At 73.2% G+C, this 19,877-nt stretch carries 19 protein-coding genes; 5 read left to right on the top strand and 14 right to left on the bottom strand.

Going from position 1 to position 19,877, the window contains the following annotated elements:
- Nucleotides 1-50: 50 nt before the first annotated feature.
- Complete coding sequence (locus tag ACZ6IM_RS11895) at nt 51-1,490, bottom strand: aminotransferase-like domain-containing protein (protein ID WP_469556179.1); 1,440 nt, start codon at nt 1,488-1,490, stop codon at nt 51-53.
- Between ACZ6IM_RS11895 and ACZ6IM_RS11890 the strand changes: the two genes are divergently transcribed.
- On the top strand, nt 1,489-2,415 hold the full coding sequence (locus ACZ6IM_RS11890; protein ID WP_052837785.1) for a DMT family transporter: 927 nt from the start codon (nt 1,489-1,491) through the stop codon (nt 2,413-2,415). The genes ACZ6IM_RS11895 and ACZ6IM_RS11890 overlap by 2 nt on opposite strands.
- Nucleotides 2,416-2,490: 75 nt before the next feature.
- Nucleotides 2,491-2,685, top strand: a complete 195-nt coding sequence (locus tag ACZ6IM_RS11885; protein ID WP_052837784.1) for a DUF1918 domain-containing protein — start codon at nt 2,491-2,493, stop codon at nt 2,683-2,685.
- A 30-nt stretch (nt 2,686-2,715) separates the two neighbouring features.
- Here ACZ6IM_RS11885 and ACZ6IM_RS11880 read toward each other — a convergent pair whose 3' ends face one another.
- The gene (locus tag ACZ6IM_RS11880; RefSeq protein WP_052837783.1) at nt 2,716-3,960 is read right to left on the bottom strand and encodes a glycoside hydrolase family 10-like protein; all 1,245 of its coding nucleotides are present in this window, start codon (nt 3,958-3,960) and stop codon (nt 2,716-2,718) included.
- A gap of 137 nt (nt 3,961-4,097) precedes the next feature.
- On the opposite strand from ACZ6IM_RS11880, the gene ACZ6IM_RS11875 reads away from it, so the two are divergent.
- On the top strand, nt 4,098-5,009 hold the full coding sequence (locus ACZ6IM_RS11875) for a 3-hydroxybutyryl-CoA dehydrogenase (protein WP_079032931.1): 912 nt from the start codon (nt 4,098-4,100) through the stop codon (nt 5,007-5,009).
- Here the strand turns inward: ACZ6IM_RS11875 and ACZ6IM_RS11870 are convergent.
- The 9 genes from ACZ6IM_RS11870 to infC all read right to left on the bottom strand — a co-directional run bounded on the left by ACZ6IM_RS11870 (nt 5,000) and on the right by infC (nt 14,970).
- Nucleotides 5,000-5,542, bottom strand: coding sequence for an NUDIX hydrolase (locus ACZ6IM_RS11870; protein ID WP_052837782.1), 543 nt, complete (start codon nt 5,540-5,542; stop codon nt 5,000-5,002). The two genes, ACZ6IM_RS11875 and ACZ6IM_RS11870, sit on opposite strands and share 10 nt — an antisense overlap.
- Before the next feature lie 117 nt (nt 5,543-5,659).
- On the bottom strand, nt 5,660-7,000 hold the full coding sequence (locus ACZ6IM_RS11865; RefSeq protein WP_052837781.1) for a hypothetical protein: 1,341 nt from the start codon (nt 6,998-7,000) through the stop codon (nt 5,660-5,662).
- Nucleotides 7,001-7,489: 489 nt separating this feature from the next.
- Complete coding sequence (gene pheT, locus ACZ6IM_RS11860) at nt 7,490-10,003, bottom strand: phenylalanine--tRNA ligase subunit beta (protein WP_052837780.1); 2,514 nt, start codon at nt 10,001-10,003, stop codon at nt 7,490-7,492.
- Nucleotides 10,003-11,124, bottom strand: coding sequence for a phenylalanine--tRNA ligase subunit alpha (pheS, locus tag ACZ6IM_RS11855; protein ID WP_052837779.1), 1,122 nt, complete (start codon nt 11,122-11,124; stop codon nt 10,003-10,005). The genes pheT and pheS overlap by 1 nt, the downstream gene beginning before the upstream one ends.
- Before the next feature lie 181 nt (nt 11,125-11,305).
- Nucleotides 11,306-12,445: a sensor histidine kinase gene (locus ACZ6IM_RS11850; RefSeq protein ID WP_052837778.1), complete on the bottom strand. Its 1,140-nt coding sequence runs from the start codon at nt 12,443-12,445 to the stop codon at nt 11,306-11,308.
- A gap of 50 nt (nt 12,446-12,495) precedes the next feature.
- Entirely contained in the window at nt 12,496-13,344 is an 849-nt protein-coding gene (locus ACZ6IM_RS11845; protein WP_052837777.1) for a TrmH family RNA methyltransferase, read from the bottom strand.
- Nucleotides 13,345-13,526: 182 nt separating this feature from the next.
- Nucleotides 13,527-13,910, bottom strand: coding sequence for a 50S ribosomal protein L20 (gene rplT / locus ACZ6IM_RS11840; RefSeq protein ID WP_003977226.1), 384 nt, complete (start codon nt 13,908-13,910; stop codon nt 13,527-13,529).
- A 97-nt stretch (nt 13,911-14,007) separates the two neighbouring features.
- On the bottom strand, nt 14,008-14,202 hold the full coding sequence (rpmI, locus tag ACZ6IM_RS11835) for a 50S ribosomal protein L35 (RefSeq protein WP_003977225.1): 195 nt from the start codon (nt 14,200-14,202) through the stop codon (nt 14,008-14,010).
- A 111-nt stretch (nt 14,203-14,313) separates the two neighbouring features.
- Complete coding sequence (infC, locus tag ACZ6IM_RS11830) at nt 14,314-14,970, bottom strand: translation initiation factor IF-3 (protein ID WP_469556412.1); 657 nt, start codon at nt 14,968-14,970, stop codon at nt 14,314-14,316.
- Nucleotides 14,971-15,353: 383 nt separating this feature from the next.
- Here infC and ACZ6IM_RS11825 point away from each other — a divergent pair, with 383 nt between their 5' ends.
- Entirely contained in the window at nt 15,354-15,719 is a 366-nt protein-coding gene (locus tag ACZ6IM_RS11825; RefSeq protein ID WP_052837775.1) for a DUF1844 domain-containing protein, read from the top strand.
- A gap of 25 nt (nt 15,720-15,744) precedes the next feature.
- Here the strand turns inward: ACZ6IM_RS11825 and ACZ6IM_RS11820 are convergent, their stop codons facing one another.
- Nucleotides 15,745-16,476 (bottom strand): SseB family protein, encoded by a 732-nt coding sequence (locus tag ACZ6IM_RS11820; RefSeq protein ID WP_052837774.1) that lies wholly within the window; start codon nt 16,474-16,476, stop codon nt 15,745-15,747.
- A gap of 20 nt (nt 16,477-16,496) precedes the next feature.
- Between ACZ6IM_RS11820 and ACZ6IM_RS11815 the strand changes: the two genes are divergently transcribed.
- The gene (locus tag ACZ6IM_RS11815; RefSeq protein ID WP_469556171.1) at nt 16,497-17,396 is read left to right on the top strand and encodes a serine hydrolase; all 900 of its coding nucleotides are present in this window, start codon (nt 16,497-16,499) and stop codon (nt 17,394-17,396) included.
- Between the two features lie 16 nt (nt 17,397-17,412).
- Here the strand turns inward: ACZ6IM_RS11815 and mycP are convergent, their stop codons facing one another.
- On the bottom strand, nt 17,413-18,594 hold the full coding sequence (gene mycP, locus ACZ6IM_RS11810; protein ID WP_052837773.1) for a type VII secretion-associated serine protease mycosin: 1,182 nt from the start codon (nt 18,592-18,594) through the stop codon (nt 17,413-17,415).
- The gene (locus ACZ6IM_RS11805) at nt 18,591-19,793 is read right to left on the bottom strand and encodes a hypothetical protein (RefSeq protein ID WP_469556167.1); all 1,203 of its coding nucleotides are present in this window, start codon (nt 19,791-19,793) and stop codon (nt 18,591-18,593) included. Before ACZ6IM_RS11805 ends, mycP begins: the two co-directional genes overlap by 4 nt.
- Nucleotides 19,794-19,877 lie beyond the last annotated feature (84 nt).

Raw genomic sequence — 19,877 nt, 5'->3', positions numbered from 1 at the left:
TGCTCGCAGGGCCGGGGACAGCGCGTCGACCGGATATCCCCCGGCCTCCGTCAGCCGCCCCACACCTCCTGGCAGGCGGTGCGCAGGCGCCGTACCCCTTCCGCGATCTCCGCGACGTTCGCGACCGCAGCGAAGCTCAGCCGGACATGGGCGGCCGGGGGTTCGGCGCTGAAGTACGGGCGGCCAGGCGTGATCGCGACGCCCGCGCGCAGGGCGGCCGAGGTCAGGGCGTTCTCGTCGGCGCCCTCCGGCAGGCGCGGCCACAGGTGGTAGCCGCCGGAGGGGATGCGGGCCAGGGAGATCTCGGGGAGCTCCAGACGCAGGGCGGAGGTCATGGCGTCCCGGCGGGCCCTCAACTCGGCCGACACCGCGCGCAGATGGCGCGGCCAGGCGGGCGACCCGACGAGTTCCAGCGCCGCCTCCTGAAGCGGCCGGGGCACGAAGAAGGTGTCGACGATCTGGATGGCGCGCAGGCGCTCGAGGACCGGCCCGCGCGCGGCCAGGGCGCTCACCCGGAAGCTGGGCGAGGTCGCCTTGGTCAGCGAGCACACGTGGACGACGACGCCGTCCGGGTCGTCGGCGGCGAGCGGGGCGGGCAGCGGGCCCGCGTCCTCGTGCACCAGCCGGCGCACGAAGTCGTCCTCCACGACGAAGGCACCGGCCGCGCGCGCGATGCGCAGCACCTCCGCGCGCCGCTCGGGCGCGAGCACGGCTCCGGTCGGGTTCTGGAACAGGGGCTGGCAGACGAAGACGCGGGCACCGGTGGCGCGGAAGGCGTCGGCGAGCAGAGCCGGACGTACGCCGTCGGCGTCCACGGGAACGGGCACCGGGCGCAGTCCGGCCGCCCGCGCGATGGCCAGCATGCCGGGGTAGGTCGGGGACTCGACGAGCACGGGGGCGCCGGGCGGGGCGAGCGCGCGCAGCGCGGTGGCCAGCGCGGACTGGCCGCCCGCGGTGATCAGCACCTCGGCCGCCGTGATGGCGCCGCCGATGCCGCGCGCGAACCACTCCCTCAGCTCCGGCAGCCCTTCCACCGGCGGCCGGCCCCAGGCACCCGGCCGCCGCCCGGCCCGGGCCAGGGCCGCCGCCATCGCCCGCTCCGGCTGCAGGGACGGGTGCAGGTAGCCGCCGTTGAACTCCACGACACCGGGTGGCGGGGCGGCCAGCGAGACCAGGACCCCGGAGGCGTCCACGGATCGCGGTACGAGGTCGGCGGCCCCGTCGGCGCTGAGCGCGACCTCTTGCCAGGAGGTGTCCCCGGCGGGTGCGGCCGAGGGGCGCGGCGCGGCACGGAAGGCGCCGGCGCCGGGCCGGGTGACGACCAGCCCCTCGGCGGCCAGCTGGGCCAGGGCACGGGAGACCGTCACGGGGCTCACCCGGAACCGGTCGACGAGGGCCCGGCTGGACGGGAGCTTTCCGCCGGGCGAGTAGCGGTTCAGCTCCCGTCGCAACACGGTCACCAGGTCAGCGACGCTGCTACGCTCTTGCATGAGAGCACAGAGTAGCGCTACCGCATCGCCCCGGATAGCAGTCGGCGCCGCGAGCGCGATGCCCGGCGGCGCCTCCCTCGGCACCGTCCAGGCCGCCCTGGGCGTCGTCGCCTTCTCCCTCACCTTCCCGGCCACCGCCTGGGGTCTGGAGGGCTTCGGCCCCTGGTCCCTGATCGCCGTGCGCAGCGTCCTGGCCGCCGCCGTCGCCGGTGCCTGCCTGGTGGTCCTGCGGGTGGCACCGCCCGAGCGGCGGCACTGGCTCGGCCTCGGGGTGGTCGGTGCCGGGGTGGTGCTGGGCTTCCCCCTGCTGACCACGCTCGCCCTGCAGACCTCGACCACCGCACACGCCGCCGTCGTGGTGGGGCTGCTGCCGCTGACCACCGCGCTGCTGTCCGCCCTGCGCGTCGGCACCCGCCCCTCGCGCACCTTCTGGATCGCGGCCCTGGCGGGCGCGGCGGCCGTGATCGCCTTCACGGTGCAGCAGAGCGGCGGCGCGCTGACCTCGGCCGACGCCTACCTCTTCGGGGCGCTGCTGGTGTGCGCGGCCGGTTACACGGAGGGCGGCCGGCTGGCCCGTCAGATGCCGGGGTGGCAGGTCATCGGCTGGGCGCTGGTGCTGTGTCTGCCGCTGACGGTGCCGATGGCGGCGGTGGCGCTGTCGGCCGAGCCGGTGCACCTGACGGCGCACAGTGTGACCGGGCTGCTGTGGGTGGCGATGGGTTCGCAGTTCCTCGGCCTGGTCGTCTGGTACCGGGGCATGGCGGCGATCGGCATCCCGAAGGCCAGCCAGTTGCAGCTGGCCCAGCCGCTGCTCACACTGGTGTGGTCGGTACTTCTCCTGGGCGAGCACCTGCCGGTGGCCGCTCCGCTGACAGCCGCGGCCGTACTGGTGTGCATCGCGGTCACCCAGCGGGCCAGGGGTTAGCCCCGGTCAGACCCTCAGATCCTCAACCCCTCAGACCCTGCCCCCGGGCGGCACACAGGTGAGGAGGCCTCACGGATGCACGCAACCAAGGGCGACCAGCTGGTCCAGCACGGCCGGGTGGTCGGTGAGCACGACAAGGTCGCGGAGATCGTCGAAGTCATGGGCGACAAGGGCACTCCCCCGTACCGGGTCCGGTTCGAGGACGGTCACGAGGCCGTGTGCTCGCCCGGCCCCGACTCGGAGATCCGGCACAGGGAGACCCATCTGTAGCGCGGTGGCCGCGCCGCGCGCGGGAGCGGCTCAGCGCGGGACGGTGGCCGGCTGCGCGTAGTGGTCGGCGGCCACCCGCGCCATCGCGCCGCCGCGGTCCTCGGCGACGTCCTTCGCGGAGAAGTAGACGTGCCCGCGGACCTCGGGGTGGCGCGCGGCCAGCGCGAGGTGGCGGGACAGCTCGGCCGGGTCCTGCCAGGCTGCGGGCTGGGCCGGGTCGCCGGACTTGTACAGCGCCTCCCCCACGTACAGCTGGGTGCGGCTGCCCCGGGCCACCTCGGCCCACCAGGGCAGCAGCTTCGCGTAGTCGGCGCCGTCCATCCCGATGTTCCAGTACAGCTGCGGCACGACGTAGTCGATCCAGCCCTCGCGCACCCACTTGCGGGTGTCCGCGTACAGGTCGTCGTAGGTCTGCACGCCCGCCCTGGTGTCGGAGCCGCGTTCGTCGGTGGCGGCGTTGCGCCACACGCCGAAGGGGCTGACGCCGAAGCGGGCGGCGGGCCGGACCTCCTTGACGCGCTGTGCGGTCTCGCGCACCAGGCGGTCGATGTTGTCCCGGCGCCAGTCGGCCTTCGTGGCGAAGCCGGTGCCGAAGGTGCCGAAGGTCCCGCCGTCGCCGAAGCTCTGGCCCGCCACCGGATAGGGGTAGAAGTAGTCGTCGAAGTGGACCCCGTCCACCGCGTACTTCGCCACCGCGTCCATGACCGCGTCCAGCACGAAGGCCCGGACCTCGGGCAGCCCGGGGTTGTAGTAGAGCTGCCCGCCGTACGGCACCACCCAGCCGGGGTTCTTCCGTGCGGGGTGGGAGGAGACGAGGTGGGCCGGGTCGTCGTGGGTGGCGACGCGGTACGGGTTGAACCAGGCGTGCAGGTGAAGGCCGCGGGCGTGGGCCTCCTCCACGGCCGTGCCCAGCGGGTCCCAGCCCGGGTCGCGGCCCTGACTGCCGGACAGGTACTGCGACCACGGCTCGTGCGCCGAGGGCCACAGCGCGTCGGCCGTCGGGCGCACCTGGAGGATCACCGTGTTGAGGCGGTGCCGGACCGCGTTGTCGAGGTGCTCGATCAGCTCCGCGCGCTGCTCGGCGGCGCGCAGCCCCGCACGGGTGGGCCAGTCGCGGTTGGCCACGGTGGCCAGCCACATCCCGCGCATCCCGGCGGCGGCGCTGCGCGGGGGCGCCGGCTTCGCGGGACCCGGGGCCGCCGCGGACGCCTCGGGCACCAGCGTGAACGCCGACAACGCCGCCACCGTGAAGGCACGGCGCGATACACCGCCCATGGGAAGACCTCCTGAACGCAGTGGATCCGTACGGTCACGGATCGTGTACGGGGCCTCAGCATGCCCGACCCGGGAGACGGATCCGTGACCATTCGGGGGTAACGTGCTCGATCGGAGCAGGCGACGGGGACCCCGGCATGCCTGCTGCCAGCCGTGGAGTCAGCGAAAGGGACGATGTGACCGGCATCTCGGGAGATATCGCACGCGTCGGCGTGGTGGGCTGCGGTCAGATGGGAGCGGGCATCGCCGAGGTGTGCGCCCGCTCGGGTCTGGAGGTGATGGTCGCCGAGACCACCGGTGAGGCTCTGGAGATCGGCCGCACCCGGCTGTACAACTCGCTGACCAAAGCGGCCGAGCGCGGCAAGATCACCGAGGAGGAGCGGGACGCGACCCAGGCGCGCCTGAGCTTCACCACCGACCTCGGCGAGTTCGCCGACCGTGATCTGGTGATCGAGGCGGTCGTCGAGAACGAGCAGGTCAAGACCGAGATCTTCCAGGTGCTCGACCAGGTCGTGACCCGTCCGGACGCGATCCTGGCCTCCAACACCTCCTCGATCCCGCTGGTGAAGCTGGCGGTCGCCACCTCGCGGCCCGACCACGTCATCGGCATCCACTTCTTCAACCCGGCCCCGGTCCAGCAGCTGGTCGAGCTGATCCCGGCGCTGACCACCTCCGAGGGCACGCTCAGCCGGGCCCAGCTGTTCACCGAGAAGGTGCTGGGCAAGCACGCGATCCGCGCCCAGGACCGCTCCGGCTTCGTGGTCAACGCGCTGCTGATCCCCTACCTGCTCTCCGCGATCCGGATGTTCGAGTCCGGCATCGCCAGCCGCGAGGACATCGACAACGGCATGGAGATGGGCTGCGCCCACCCGATGGGTCCGCTGAAGCTGGCCGACCTGATCGGCCTGGACACGGTCGCCTCGGTGGCGTACTCGATGTACGAGGAGTACAAGGAGCCGCTGTACGCCGCTCCCCCGCTGCTCCAGCGCATGGTCGACGCGGGCCGCCTCGGCCGCAAGAGCGGCTCGGGCTTCTACGCCTACGGCTGATCGCGTCCGAGCCTGAGGTGGCGCAGCAGGAGTAGCGCGGCCGCCATGTTGGCGGCCGGGACCTCCCCGCGGGCGACGAGGTCGGGTACGAGCTTGAGGGGCACCCATTCCCGGCGGTCCGACTCGAAGTCGTCCACGGGGTGTCCGACGTACGTGCCCTCGTCGCTCCAGTAGATGTGGTGCCGGGCGTCGGTGAGACCGTTGGAGGGCTCCACACTCATCAGGTGGTGCAGCGGTCCCGGCCGCCAGCCGGTCTCCTCCTCCAGCTCCCTGGCCGCCGCCACCGCGACGTCCTCGCCGTCCTCGACGACGCCGGCCGCGAGTTCCCAGCCCCAGCTGTCGGTGATGAAACGGTGCCGCCACAGCAGCAGGACCTCGGCCGCCTCGTTCACGACCGTGGCCACGGCCACGGGACGCATACGTATCAGGAAGTGGTCGAGGTGCCGGCCGTCCGGTAAGGCGACATCGGCGAGATTGACGCTGAACCAGCGATTTGAATACACATTCTGTTCGCTCTGTTTCGTCCACTGCACGGTTCTGCCACCTTTCTTTGAGTAGGTGGCAATATCGCAGCAGCAGCCGTCCGGCAGCAGGCGTACGACGGCCGCTCACGGCGCAGGGGTGGGCGCAGGGTCGCGCGGACGGGCCGCCTACAGCGGTACGCGCAGTGCCCCGTCGATGAGTTCGGCGGCCTCCGCCGTGCCCGCGCAACCGCTGCTCACCAGGTGCTCGCGGACCGCGCGCAGTCGGTCGCGCAGCCGCTGGGACTCCATTCCCCGGGCCTGCTCGGCCATCCGCACGGCGGTGGCGACCGCCTTGTCGGCGTTGCCCTGGCGCAGCTCGATCGTGCTGAGCATGGCCAGCCGGTGCACGCGGCCCCGGTCGTGCGCGGGGGTGTCGACGGCCGCCGTCGCGTGCTCCCCGGCCGCGGCGAGTTCACCGAGGCTCAGCAGCGCCTCCGCCACCTGGACGTTGACCAGCCCGGGCTGGACGTAGCCGGTCTCGTCGGGCTCGTACCCCCGCCGGATGCGCTCGGCGGCCTGCTCGGCCCGGCGGATGCAGGCGAGCGCGCCGCCGCCGTCGCCCAGGTGCGCGTACGCCTTGGCCTGCATCGCGTACAGGTCGGAGGCGAGCGCCGGGGTGATGTGCCGGCCGGCGGCGCGCAGCGCGGCCTCGGCGAAGGCGACGGCCTGTCGGTACTCCCGCATGAACAGCGCCTGGTTGACCAGCAGCGCGATGACGTAGGCGCCGAGTCCCCGGTCGCCGCTGGCCTTGGCGAGCCGCAGCGCCTGGTGGAAGTAGCGCTGTGCGAGGCCGTGCGCGTCGGAGTCGTACGCGCAGATCCCGGCGACGGCCACCAGGCCCCCGGTGGCCCGGTGCAGCTGCCGCCCGGTGGCGTCGGTGTAGCTGCCGCGCAGCAGCGGCGCGGCCTCGGAGTTGAGGAAGCCGACGATGCGGGCGCGGGTCGCGATCCCGCCGGCCTTGCGGTACATCTGCTCGTAGTGCGTACGGGCGCAGCGCACCGTCTCCAGGTCGGCCGCGGTGACCCGGTGCCGCCCGCCGCGGGAGACGTCGGTGTCCTCGGGCGGGTTCTCCCACTCCCACACCGGCAGCACGGCGGGCGTGCCGGTGAGGGCGGGGGCACCCAGGATGTGCGGGCGCTGCTGCTGGTCGGAGCGCCACAGGGCGGTCGCGCGCTCCACGAACCCGGACAGCGAGCCGGTGTGCGGGGCGGCGGGTTCGCCGGGCACGCCGAGGCCGATGTCGTCGAGGGTGACGGAGCGGTGCAGCCGGGACGCGAGGACCTCGCAGATCAGGTCGGGCACCTGGCCGCGCGGCCGCTGCCCCTTCAACCACCGTGCGACGGCGGTGTGTTCGTACCTCAGTGCGAGCCCGCGCGCCCGGCCCGCCTGGTTGACGTGCGCGGCCAGTCCCGCGTGCGAGATCCCGGCCTCGTCGAGGATCGCGTCGAGCAGGGTGTTGGGCTGCATGGGTGCCCCCCGGTGCATCGGTGCCGACAGCGTAGTGCGTCGGTCTTCACACGGGGTGTGAACGCAGTGCGCGCATCCGCAGCGTGTGCGCGCTGTCGCGGAGAGTTCCGGGCCGGTTGACTGAAGGACCTCGAAAGAGGCCGGCCGGGCCGCCGGCTCCCCCTCGTACAGTGCGGCGGCCCGTTCCCACGCCGTCCGCCCGGCTGCCTGCCCGACACTCCGTGGCGGGGCGGACGGCTCCGCCGGCTGTGCGGTGCGACTCATCGCCCTTCAGATGAGGGCGCGTTCTCGGCTGCGGGCACGTCGTGGCTGGTCGCGCAGTTCCCCGCGCTCTTCATCGGCATGACCGCAACGCCTCTCAGAAGGACCGTGCCCCTGAAAAGCAAGGCACGTTCCGCTGAGGACCCCCAAGGGGCGCGGGGAACTGCGCGAGCGACCACGACGCACCCGCGCCGACCGGCAGGAACCCCACGCCCCTTGGGCGAACCGCTAACTACGCAGCACCGCTCCGACCCGCTCGCCCGCGAGAGCGACCGCCGCATCGCGGGCAGCCGACGCCTCGTCGACCGTCAGCGTCCGGTCCCCCGCGCGGAAGCGCAACGCGTACGCCAGGGACTTGCGCCCCTCACCCAGCTGCTCCGCGTTGTCGTACACGTCGAACAGCCGGATGGACTCGAGGAGTTCACCCGCGCCCTCGCGCAGCGCCGCCTCGACATCCGCCGCCGGGACGAACGCGTCGACCACCAGGGCGACGTCCTGCGTCGCGACCGGGAAGGTCGAGATGCCCGGCGCCTGCGGGGTGTCGTCGCCGACCCGTGCCACGGCGTCCAGGTCCAGCTCCATCGCGCAGGTGCGCGCGGGCAGACCCAGCGTCTTCAGGACTCGCGGGTGCAGCTCACCCGCGTGCCCGATCACGCGCTCCTCGCCGTCCACGGTGACCGTCAGCTCGGCGCAGCGGCCCGGGTGCCAGGGACCGTACTGGCCCTTGCGGACGCCCAGCTCGGCGCCGGCCTCGCGGGCGACGGTGCGGGCGGCCTCGACCGCGTCGGCCCAGTCGGCCGGGCGGCCCTTGCCCCACCAGCCGGCCTGCTCGCGGGCGCCGGTCAGAACCACGGCGACGTGCCGGGGCTGGTCGGGCAGCGCGGCGTCCAGCGCGGCGAGGTCGTCCTCGCCGGGGCGCCGGTCGACGGGCAGGTCGGCGGCGACCCGCTGCTCCTCGCGCGGCAGGAAGACCAGGCCGGTCTCGAAGAGCGCCAGGTCGTGCGCGCCCCGGCCGTCGTTGCGGCGCAGCGCGCCCAGCAGGCCGGGCAGCAGCGAGGTCCGCAGCGCGGGCTCCTCGTCGCTGAGCGGGTTGACCAGCTTGACGACGCGGCGGGCCGGGTCGTCGGCGTCGAGACCGAGCTGGTCGAAGACCTGCTCGCCGACGAACGGGTAGTTCAGCGCCTCGACGTAACCGGCACCGGCCAGCGCCCGCCCGACGCGGCGGTGCAGCCGCTGCCGGGGGGTGAGGCCGCGGCCCGCCGGGGGCCTGGGCAGCGTGGAGGGCAGGTTCTCGTAGCCCTCCAGGCGGATGACCTCTTCGGCGAGGTCGTTCGGGTCGGTGAGGTCGGGCCGCCAGGACGGCACGGTGACGATCAGCTCGTCCTGGCCGTAGACGTCGCAGCCCACCTCCTGGAGGCGTCGTACGACGGTCTCGCGGCCGTACTCCACGCCCGCGACCTTGTCCGGGTGGTCGGCCGGGACGCTGATGGTGTGCGGTGCGGACGGGGCGCTGATCTCGGTGACCCCGGCCTCGGCGGTGCCGCCCGCGAGCAGCACCAGCAGGTCCACGGTGCGCTGCGCGGCAGCGGCGGCGGCCTGCGGGTCGACTCCGCGCTCGAAGCGGCGAGACGCCTCCGACGACAGCTTGTGCCGGCGGGCGGTGCGCGCGATGGACACCTGGTCGAAGTGGGCGGCCTCGATGACCACGTCACTCGTCGCGTTCTCGGTGTCGCCGTGGTCCGCGATCTCCGTGTTGGCGCCCCCCATGACGCCCGCGAGGCCGATGGGGCCGCGGTCGTCGGTGATGACCAGGTCCTCGGCGTGCAGCTTCCGCTCGGTGCCGTCCAGGGTGACGATCTTCTCGCCCTCCTGGGCCCGGCGTACGCCGATGGTGCCCTGGACCAGGGAGCGGTCGTAGGCGTGCAGGGGCTGGCCCAGCTCCATCATCACGTAGTTGGTGACGTCGACGGCCAGCGAGATCGGGCGCATGCCGACCTTCTGCAGGCGCCGCTGGAGCCAGATCGGCGAGCGGGCCTCGGCGCTGAGGCCGGTCACGGTACGGGCGGTGAAGCGGTCGCAGCCGGTGGGGTCGGCGATCTTCACCGGGTAGCCGTAGGCGTTGGGGCCGGGCACGTCGAGCAGGGCGGGATCGCGCAGCGGCAGACCGTAGGCGATGGCGGCCTCGCGGGCGACGCCGCGGATGGACAGGCAGTCGCCGCGGTTGGCGGTGACGGCGATGTCCAGCACCTCGTCGACCAGCTCCAGCAGCTCGATGGCGTCCTTGCCGACCTCGGTCTCCGGCGGCAGCACGATGATGCCGTGCGTGCCGTCGTCGCCCATGCCCAGCTCGTCGCTGGAACAGATCATGCCGTGGGACGTCTTGCCGTAGGTCTTGCGGGCGGAGATCGAGAAGCCGCCGGGCAGGGTGGCGCCGGGCAGGACCACGACGACCTTGTCGCCGACGGCGAAGTTCCGGGCGCCGCAGACGATCTCCTGGGGCTCACCGGTGCCGTTGGCCTGGCCGACGTCCACGGTGCAGAAGCGGATCGGCTTCTTGAAGCCCTCCAGTTCCTCGATGGTCAGCACCTGGCCGACGACGAGGGGGCCCTTGAGGTCGGCGCCCAGGTGCTCGACGGTCTCGACCTCCAGACCGGCCGAAATCAGCTTGGCCTGCACGTCGCGGCCGGTCTCGGTGGCCAGCAGGTCGACGTACTCCCGCAGCCAGGAAAGCGGGACCCGCATCAGATCTCCATCCCGAACGGCCGGGTGAACCGGACGTCACCCTCGACCATGTCTCGCATGTCCTCGACGTTGTGGCGGAACATCAGCATCCGCTCGATGCCGAACCCGAAGGCGAAGCCGCTGTACTTCTCCGGGTCGACGCCGCAGGCGACGAGCACCCGCGGGTTGACCATGCCGCAGCCGCCCAGCTCGATCCAGCCCTCGCTGGAGCAGGTGCGGCAGGGCCGGTCGGGGTTGCCGACGGAGGCGCCCTTGCAGACGTAGCAGAGCATGTCCATCTCGGCGGACGGCTCGGTGAAGGGGAAGAAGTTCGGCCGCAGCCGGGTCTTCATCTCCGCGCCGAACAGCGACTGGACCATGTGGTCCAGGGTGCCCTTGAGGTCCGCCATGGTCAGGCCCTCGTCGACGGCGAGCAGCTCGACCTGGTGGAAGACGGGGGTGTGCGTGGCGTCCAGCTCGTCGGTGCGGTACACGCGGCCGGGACAGATCACGTAGACCGGCAGCTCGCGGTCGAGCGCCGAGCGGATCTGCACGGGCGAGGTGTGGGTGCGCAGCACGACGCCGGACTCGGATCCGCCCTCGGGGCCCGCCACGAAGAAGGTGTCGGCCTCGCCGCGGGCCGGGTGGTCCGGGCCGATGTTGAGGGCGTCGAAGTTGAACCACTCGGCCTCGGCCTCGGGGCCCTCGGCGACCTCGTAGCCCATGGCGACGAAGATGTCCTCGATGCGCTCGGAGAGCGTGGTGAGCGGGTGCCGGGCGCCGGCCGGTACCCGGTCGTAGGGCAGCGTGACGTCCACGGCCTCCTCGACCAGGACCCGCGCGTCCCGCTCCGCCTCCAGCTCCTCCTGGCGGGCGGCCAGCGCCTTGTTCACGGCACCGCGGGCCATGCCGACGCGCTTGCCGGCCTCCGCCTTGGCCTGCGGGGGCAGGGCGCCGATCTCGCGGTTGGCCAGCGCCAGCGGGGAGGTGCCGCCGGTGTGGGCGACCTTGGCCTCCTGGAGCGCGTCGAGGGAGTCCGCGGCGGCGAAGGCGGCGAGCGCCTCGTCCCGCATGCGCTCGATCTCTTCCGGTTTCAACGCCTCGACCTCGACTGGGTCGTACGACTTATTCGGTGCCGACATCTCTTCCCGTGCTTCCGATTGGCTGGCTGGGACGCCCCGTCTACGGTCAGCAGACGCGGCGGAGACGCTTCGTCGACGCTTCGTCTGCGGATCTGGACGCAAAGGTGCCAAAGACCGAGTCTAACGGGGCTGTGGAACGCGGATTACGCCCGTGGGGGTCGTCGGCCGCCTCTGGTGCTTCTCAGCTGAGGTACGCCGGTGCCGCCACGGGCAACGTAAATCGGAACTCGGCGCCGCCGCCGGGGGCGCGGCCGACCGTGATGGTGCCGCCGTGGGCCTCGACGATGCCCTTGACGATGTACAGCCCGAGGCCGGTGCCACCGCGCTTGCTGCCCCGCCAGAAGCGGGTGAAGACGCGGTTCATGGACTCCTCCGGGATGCCCGCCCCCTCGTCGCTCACCGTGACCGACGTGCCGGTGTCCTCCCCTTCGCGGGGGGACGCCGTGGGCGTGACGTCAATGGTGACGGTTCCCTCGCCGTGCCGCACGGCATTTTCCAGCAGGTTGCTCAGCACCTGGTCGACCTTGTCGGGGTCGGCCCACAGGTCGGGCAGCGGCTGGGCGAGACGGAGCAGGAACCGGTCGGCCTCCTGGCCGGCGGCGACGTACGCCTGGATGTGGCGGCCGACGGCGGCGCCGATGTCGACGGGCTGGCGACGCACCTCCAGGCGGCCGGAGTCGATCCGGGAGATGTCGAGCAGCTCGGCGATGAGGCGGGTGACGCGGTCGGCGTCGGCGTCGACGGTCTCCAGCATCAGCCGCTTCTGGTCGTCGGTGAACCTCTCCCACTTGGCCAGCAGGGTGGCCGTGAAGCCCTTGACGGAGGTGAGGGGGGAGCGCAGTTCGTGGGCGACGGTGGCGATCAGCTCGGCGTGGCTGCGCTCGGTGCGGCGGCGGGCCTCGGTGTCGCGCAGGGTGACGACGACGCGGTGGACGGGGCCGAGGCGTTCGGTGCGCACGTAGCGGGCGGTGACCAGGACCTCACGTCCGCCGGGCAGCAGGAGGTTGCGCTCGGGCTGGCGGACCCGGATGGCGAGGCCGCCGTAGGGGTCGGTCAGCTGCCACCAGCGGCGGCCCTCCAGGTCCTCCAGGGGCAGGGCGCGCTCCAGGGGCCTGCCGAGGGCCTCGGCGGCGGGGGTGGCGGTGATGCGGACGGCGGCCGCGTTGAAGCAGATCACCCGGCCGTGCTCGTCCGCGACGACCAGGCCGTCGGGCAGCTGGTCCGGGTCGATGCCGAGGTCGGCGGGATCGCCGGACGTACGGGGCGCGGGCGGACGCGGCACCTGGCGTGCTCCCGGTGCGCTGCTCGTGCCGACGCTCATCCCCGTACCCCACCTCTCAACCGCGCAGGGGCCTTGAGCTGGTCACCCTACTAGCTCTCGGTGACGGAGCGGCACCCTCCGGCGGCACGCTGTGCACGCGCCGACGCGTAGAGACATACGGCGGCGGCGGTCGCGAGGTTCAGACTCTCCGCCTTCCCGTGGATCGGGACGCGCAGGACGGCGTCGGTGAGGGCGCGGGTCTCCTCCGGGAGCCCCCAGGCCTCGTTGCCGAACACCCAGGCGGTGGGCCCGCCCATGGTGCCGGCGTCCAGCTCGGCGTCGAGGTCGTGCTCGCCCGCGCCGTCGGCGGCCAGCACCCGCACCCCGGCGTCCCGCAGCCCGGCGACGGCCCGCTCGACGGGGACGCCGACGGCGACCGGCAGGTGGAACAGCGAGCCGACGGAGGCGCGCACGGCCTTGGGGTTGTACAGGTCGACGGAGGCGTCGGTGAGTACGACCGCCTCGGCCCCGGCGGCGTCGGCGCAGCGCAGCACGGTGCCCGCGTTGCCGGGGTCCCGCACGTGCGCGAGGACGGCGACCAGCTTGGGCCGGGCGGCGAGGATCTCCTCGAAGGGCGTGTCCAGGAACCGGCAGACCCCGACGAGACCCTGCGGGGTGACGGTGGTGGAGATGTCCTCGATCACCGAGTCGGCGGCGAGGTGCACCCGGGCACCGACGTCACGCGCGGCCCCCACGATGTCGGCGTACCGCTCGGCGGCCTCCACGGTCGCGAACAGCTCGACCAGCGTCTCCCCGTACCCCGCGGCCTCCCGCACGGCCTGCGGCCCCTCGGCCAGAAACAGCCGCTCCTTCCCCCGGAAGTTCCGCTTGCCCAGCCGCCGTGCGGCGGCCACACGGGGGGACCGGGGAGAAATCAGCTCGGGGCTGACAGGACGCACTCTCGCTCACCTTCACATCTGAATCGCCACGGACTGCAACGCGCCCCCGAAGGGGCGCGGGGAACTGCGCGACCAGCCACGACGCACCCGCGGCGGACAACGAACCGAACAACGGCAACCGAAGGGACCCGCAGGCTCACAGCCTGCGGGTCCCTTCAACTACGGCTCAAGCCGGCGCAGCGTCACGCGGCCTTCGGCGCGTTCACGTCGCTCGGCAGCGCCTTCTGCGCGACCTCGACGAGCGCGGCGAACGCGTTGGGGTCGTTGACGGCCAGCTCGGCGAGGATCTTGCGGTCGACCTCGACGTTGGCGGCCTTCAGGCCCTGGATGAAGCGGTTGTACGTGATGCCGTTGGCGCGGGCAGCGGCGTTGATGCGCTGGATCCACAGCTGGCGGAAGTCACCCTTGCGCTTCTTGCGGTCGTTGTAGTTGTAGACCAGCGAGTGGGTGACCTGCTCCTTGGCCTTGCGGTACAGGCGCGAACGCTGACCGCGGTAGCCGGAGGCCTGCTCGAGGATCGCCCGGCGCTTCTTGTGGGCGTTGACTGCCCGCTTGACGCGTGCCACTTTTTAACTCCTTGTAGCGGGGCCGCGGTGGTCCTCACGCGGCCCGGTATCGAATGGGTCCCGGTCCTGCCGTACGGCGCTCAGTGGCGCCCGTACGTCACTTGCCGAGAAGCTTCTTGATCTTCGCGGCGTCGCCCGGGGCCATCTCGGCGTTGCCGGTGAGGCGACGCGTCACGCGGGACGACTTGTGCTCGAGCAGGTGGCGCTTGCCGGCGCGCTCACGGAGCACCTTGCCGGAGCCGGTGATCTTGAAGCGCTTGCTGGCACCGCTGTGCGACTTGTTCTTCGGCATAGCGCCGTTCTCTCCTCGTCGGTGGCGCTCCGGTGCCCGGTCGTGAAACCGGGCACGGTGGGAGCGTCGCTCTTGTATCGGTTGAGTCCTGGGGACTGGCGTCCCCCGGGGTCACGCGTCGGCGGGTGCCTCGGCCGGAGCCTCGGCGTCCTCGACGTCGTCGGCCTCCGCGGCATTCTGCGACTTGCCGGGGTTGGCCTTCGCGTCCGCCTTGCGCGCTTCCTGCGCCTGGCGAGCCTCGGCCATCGCCTCGGTCTTCTTCTTGTGCGGACCGAGGACCATGATCATGTTCCGGCCGTCCTGCTTCGGGTTCGACTCCACGAAGCCGAGGTCCTGGACGTCCTCCGCGAGACGCTGCAGCAGTCGGTAGCCGAGCTCCGGCCGGGACTGCTCGCGACCACGGAACATGATCGTGATCTTGACCTTGTCGCCCTGCTTGAGGAACCGGACGACGTGACCCTTCTTGGTGTCATAGTCGTGCGGGTCGATCTTCGGCCGGAGCTTCATCTCCTTGATGACCGTGTGCGCCTGGTTCTTGCGCGCCTCACGGGCCTTCATGGCCGACTCGTACTTGAACTTCCCGTAGTCCATGAGCTTGCACACGGGCGGACGGGCGTTCGCCGCGACCTCGACGAGATCGAGGTCGTACTCCTGCGCAAGCTCCAGGGCCTTGGCAAGCGGGACAATCCCGACCTGCTCGCCGCTGGGACCGACAAGTCGCACCTCGGGAACGCGAATCCGGTCGTTGATGCGGGGCTCGGCGCTGATGGATCCTCCTCGGTAGCACCACGCGACGGTCTGGCGGACAGCCGCGTAACGTCTGTGTTCGATAGACCTAACCGCGCCGGCGCACAAAAAATGCCCCGGACGATCACAGGCGGGGCTCCTCGAACTGCTACCGGAGCACCGCCGCGATGACCGCGGGGCGCGACTTCGGGCTGGTCACCGCCGTGGGACGGGGCCGCCTGACCGGTGACCCGCCGTCCGGAGGACGGCCAGGTGGGAGTTCGAAGCCTCCACTTGTGGGCCGGATCCGCTGCCGTGGGCGTACGTGTCCGACCGGTCGTTACACAAGGTTAGCAGCTCGGCGGGGGAAGGGCTAACCGAGTCCGGGTGGGGTGCGCTCCCCCGCTGCGCCTATCGTGTGCGGCATGAGTGAGACCCCCGCTGAATCATCGGCGAATCCCGACTTCGACGCCATGACCCGCGACATCGCCGAGGTCCCCGCGGTCGAGGTGATCGTGACGGTCGCCGTCAACCTGATGAGCGCCGCCGCCGTGAAGCTGGGCCTGACCGAGGAGGGCGACGCGCACAAGGACCTGGACGAGGCCCGCAAGCTGGTGCACGCGCTGGCCGGTCTGCTGGACGCGACGGCCACCGAGATCAGCTCGTTCCACGCGGCGCCGCTGCGCGACGGCCTGAAGTCCCTCCAACTGGCCTTCCGCGAGGCCTCGCTCGTCCCGGACGAGCCGGGCCAGGGTCCGGGCGAGAAGTACACGGGCGCGGTCTACGGCTGACCGCCGCCCGCCGACCTCGCAGGAGCTATCCCCGCACGTACAAGGGCTCGCCCGGCGGCGTCGCCCCGGCCGGCAGCAGTGCCAGGTCGAGGCCGCGCACCAGGCGGGCCCTCAGTGTGTCGTCGGCGGCCAGCCGCTCGGCGACGGCACGGGCGGCCCGCGCCGCGTCGGCGGCCGGGTCCAGGACCAGCGCCAGCGTGCCGTCGGCCCGGCCGGGCCCGAGGTGGGCGCGGAGCACGGCGGGCTCGTCGGCCAGGGCGGTGCGCACGGCACCGGCCACGGCCGGGTCCGCGAGCGGATCGGTCGTCGTACGCCCCTCGGCCAGCGCCAGCAGCACCGCTCCGGTCAGCTCGAACGGCACGGGTCCGGCCAGGTCCAGTACGACGGTGTCCGCCTTCTCGTGCGCGGCGGCCTGCAGCGCCTGGTGCACGGGTACGGCGACGGGGCGGGCCGCGGGGTCCCAGCGGGCGAGCGACTCCGTGGACGTGAAGGCGGGCAGCGCGGTGCGGTCGCCGGCCTTCAGGGTCGGTACGGCCATGTCGCTGGTCTTCTCGTGGCGCAGGCCGTTCTCGTCCTCCTCCACCTCGCCGAGTACGGCGACGACGGGCACGAGCAGCCGGGCGCCCTTGAGCGCCTCCAGGACCGGGCCCACGGCGGCGCGGTCCTCGGCCCAGGCGGCGAGCGCGGCACTCAGCCGGGGGTCGGCGGAGCCGTCGTCGTCGGAGAAGGCGGAGTCGGGGATGTTCTTGTTCGCCACGGTCCCGACCTTATCGGGGGGTGCGTACGGCGTTCCTCACCGGCCTCTCGGGGATCTCTGGCCGGGACGGAGGGCACGGCGGCGCCGTATCGTCGTCGGCCTCGGCACCCTCGGGCGGGGAGGCAGCGGTGGAGACGGTCGAGCCGGTCGAGCCGGTTCAAACGGTGGCGGACGGTGACGCGCGGCTGGCCGCGGCCATGGCGTCGGTGACGGTGCCGGACCGCGCCGAGGTCTCGGTGGCGGTGCTGGACCCGGACTCGGGCGAGGGCGCCTCCTACGGGACGGGCGCCTTCGACACGGCGAGCATCGTCAAGGTCGGCATCCTGGCGGCGCTGCTGCTGCGGGCGCAGGACGCGGGGCGTTCGCTCACCGCGTCGGAGAAGTCGTACGCCACCGCGATGATCGTGGACAGCGACAACGACTCGGCGTCGGCGCTGTGGCGGGCGATCGGGGCGGCCGACGGGCTCGACGCCGCGAACGAGCGCTTCGGTCTGACCGGCACCGACGGCGGCGACGGCCCGCTGTGGGGCCTGACCCGGACCACCGCCGCCGACCAGATCACGCTGCTGCGACAGGTGTTCGTGGCCGACGGCTCGGCACTGAGCGCGGCCTCGCGGGCGTATGTGCGCGGGCTGATGGAACGGATCGCGGACGGTCAGCGGTGGGGCGTGTCGGCGGCGGCCGACGCGGCCGGTGGCACGGGCGGTTCGGCGTGGGCGCTGAAGAACGGCTGGCTGCGGCGCAGCACCACCGGGCTGTGGGTCGTCAACAGCGTCGGGCGGGTGGAGAGGAGCGGCCACGGCTACCTGGTGGCGGTGGTGTCGCGGGGCAGCGGTACGCAGGCCGAGGGGATCGCGCTGACCGAGGCGGCGGCACGGGCGGCGGTGTCCGTGTTCACGGACGCCGAGCCCGCCGGCTAGAGGCCGCTCCGGGTGATCAGTAGTCCTCGTGGCGTTCGCGGCGGCCGCGCCACAGGACCACGGCCGCGACCACCAGGACGCCGCCCGCGCCCCCGGCCAGCGGGGCGGCCCAGGCCGAGGTGTCGTCGTCGGAGGCGGGGGCGTCCGGCCCCGTGCCGAAGTACTCGTCGCCGTACGCCGCCGCCTTCAGCCCCGCGGGCTTCAGCCGTCCGGCCGCCTCGATGGCGGCGGCGGGGTCGACGAAGCCGAAGCCGCGGGAGTCGTCGCGGCCCTCGGCGGGGGCGTTGCGGGCGGTGTCCTCCAGGACGGACTTGACCTGGGCCGGGGTGAGGCCGGGGTGGGCCGCCTTCACCAGGGCGGCGGCCCCGGAGACGAAGGCGGAGGCGGCGCTGGTGCCCCAGCCCTCGTAGTAGCGGTGGTCCGGATCGGCGATGATCACGTCGACGCCGGGGGCGCTGACCGTGGCGTACCAGCGGCGGGTGGAGAAGGAGGCGCGGGTGCCGTAGCGGTCGACGGCGGTCGCGGCGATCACGCCCGGGTAGGCGGCCGGGTAGGAGATGTGGTCGCCCTTCTCGCCGCCGTTCCCGGCCGAGGCGACGACGATCACGCCCTTCCTGAGGGCGTACTGGATGGCCTCGTCCTCGGCGGGCTCCGGGTGGGCGGAGGCGGAGTCGTCGCCCAGGGAGAGGTTGATGATGTCGGCGCCGTGGTCGGCGGCCCAGCGGATGCCTTCGGCCAGGGCGTTGCCGCGGGTCTTGCGGGCCTCGGCGCGGGAGGGGTCGCCGTCCTCCAGGATCACGCGCAGGGGGAGGATCTTGGCCTCCGGGGCGATGCCCATGACGCCTTCGGTGTTTCCGGTGCCGTGTCCGTGACCGGCGATGATCCCGGCCATGGCGGTGCCGTGCCGGGCCCAGGAGCGGTCGCCCTCGCTCGCGCCGAAGCCGACCAGGTCCTTGCCGGTGAGGACGTTGCCGGTGAGGTCGGGGTGGTCGGCCTCGACGCCGGTGTCCAGGACGGCGACGGTGACGCCCGCGCCCTTGGTGGTGCGCCACGCCTCCTGGGTGTGCATGGCGTCCAGGGCCCACTGCTGGGCGCGGATGCCGTCGGCGTGCGCGGCGGGGGCCGGGACGAGGACGAGGGCGGCGGCGAGGAAGAGGCTCAGGGCCCCCGTCCTGCGGCGGAGGTCTGCGGGGGTCACGACGGGTGCTCCGTGGGCGCGCCGACGTGTCTGCGCAGGGCGCGTTCGACGCGGTCGGCGAGGCCCTGCGCCTCGTGGCCGAGACCGGCCTGGGCGGGCGCCGACGCGGCGCCGGACTCGATGGCCTCCTCGGCGGGTTCGGGTTCGTCGACGGTGCGGCCGTCGGACCAGCCGGACACGGCGTAGACGACGACGGGGGCGTCGGTGAGGACGGAGACGGTCCAGGAGGCCCGCTGCGGTGCGCCGAAGCCCGCGGCGACCGTGTCCTTCGCCGCGTACGGCAGGGGCATGAGGTCGTCCCGGCGGCCGAGGCCCTCCTTCTCGAACCGGTCCGCCAGCGCGGTCATGGCGGCGGCGTCACCCTTGGTGAAGAGCAGGCCGACGGTGGTGACGTGGCTCTGGGTGGCGTCGGTGTAGGTGGCGCGCAGCAGCCGCGAGCAGCCGACCGGGTCGAGCACCTTGGCGAGGAGCCGGTCGAAGGCGCCGGCGCAGTCGCCGTCCGGGGCGACGGCGACCCGCGTCCAGGTGCGGTCGGCTCCGCCGGGTCCCGCGCCCTTGCCCTGGACGGTGGGCGGGAACAGCTGGTCGACGGGCACGCTGTGCCACAGGTCCCCGGCCTCGGTGTACGCACTGCGCGCGCCGTCGTCCCCGGAGTCCCCGGCGAGCCAGCTGCCGGTGACGGCTCCGGTGAGGAGGCCCACGCCGAGCACGAGGCAGACGGCGGCGGCGACGGCCTGCGGCCGGGGCCGTCCGCCGAGCGGACGCGGCCGGGCCGGACCGTCGTACCCCTCGGGCTCCCCGAAGGAGACCCGGGGGCGCACGTCGTCCGGGCCGCTCCACGAGAAGGCGGGGTCGGGGGTGGCGGGGACGGCGGGGCGCTCCATCGGGCCGGGGGGTGGGGAGGGTGCCGGCCGTGGCGCGTCGTGCGGTTCCGTTCGAGCCGCGGACTCCGGTCGCGGCTCCGGTCCCGATTCCGCCGGGACCGGGCGCAGGCGTGCGGTCGTCTCGGTCGGGGCCTGCGCGGGAGCACCCGGACGGCGGGGCGGGGCGTCACGGCCGACGGTCGGCGCGGCGTCGGGGAAGCGGGCGGAGGCCCGGGGTGGCGGCGCGGCGTCGGCGGACCGGGAGTCGTCGAGCCGGAAGCGCGGGTAGCGGGTGCGGACACCGGCACCGCCGTCCCGGCCGTCCGCCGAAGCCACGTCCACACGTCCGTCACCGGCCGCCGTACGCCCCCCGGGTGAGGCCGCGTCGCTGTCCCGCCGCGGTCCGGACTGCGCCACCTC

This window comes from Streptomyces sp. NPDC042336 (genome assembly GCF_055581985.1).
This window is presented reverse-complemented; position numbering and strand designations above follow the sequence as displayed.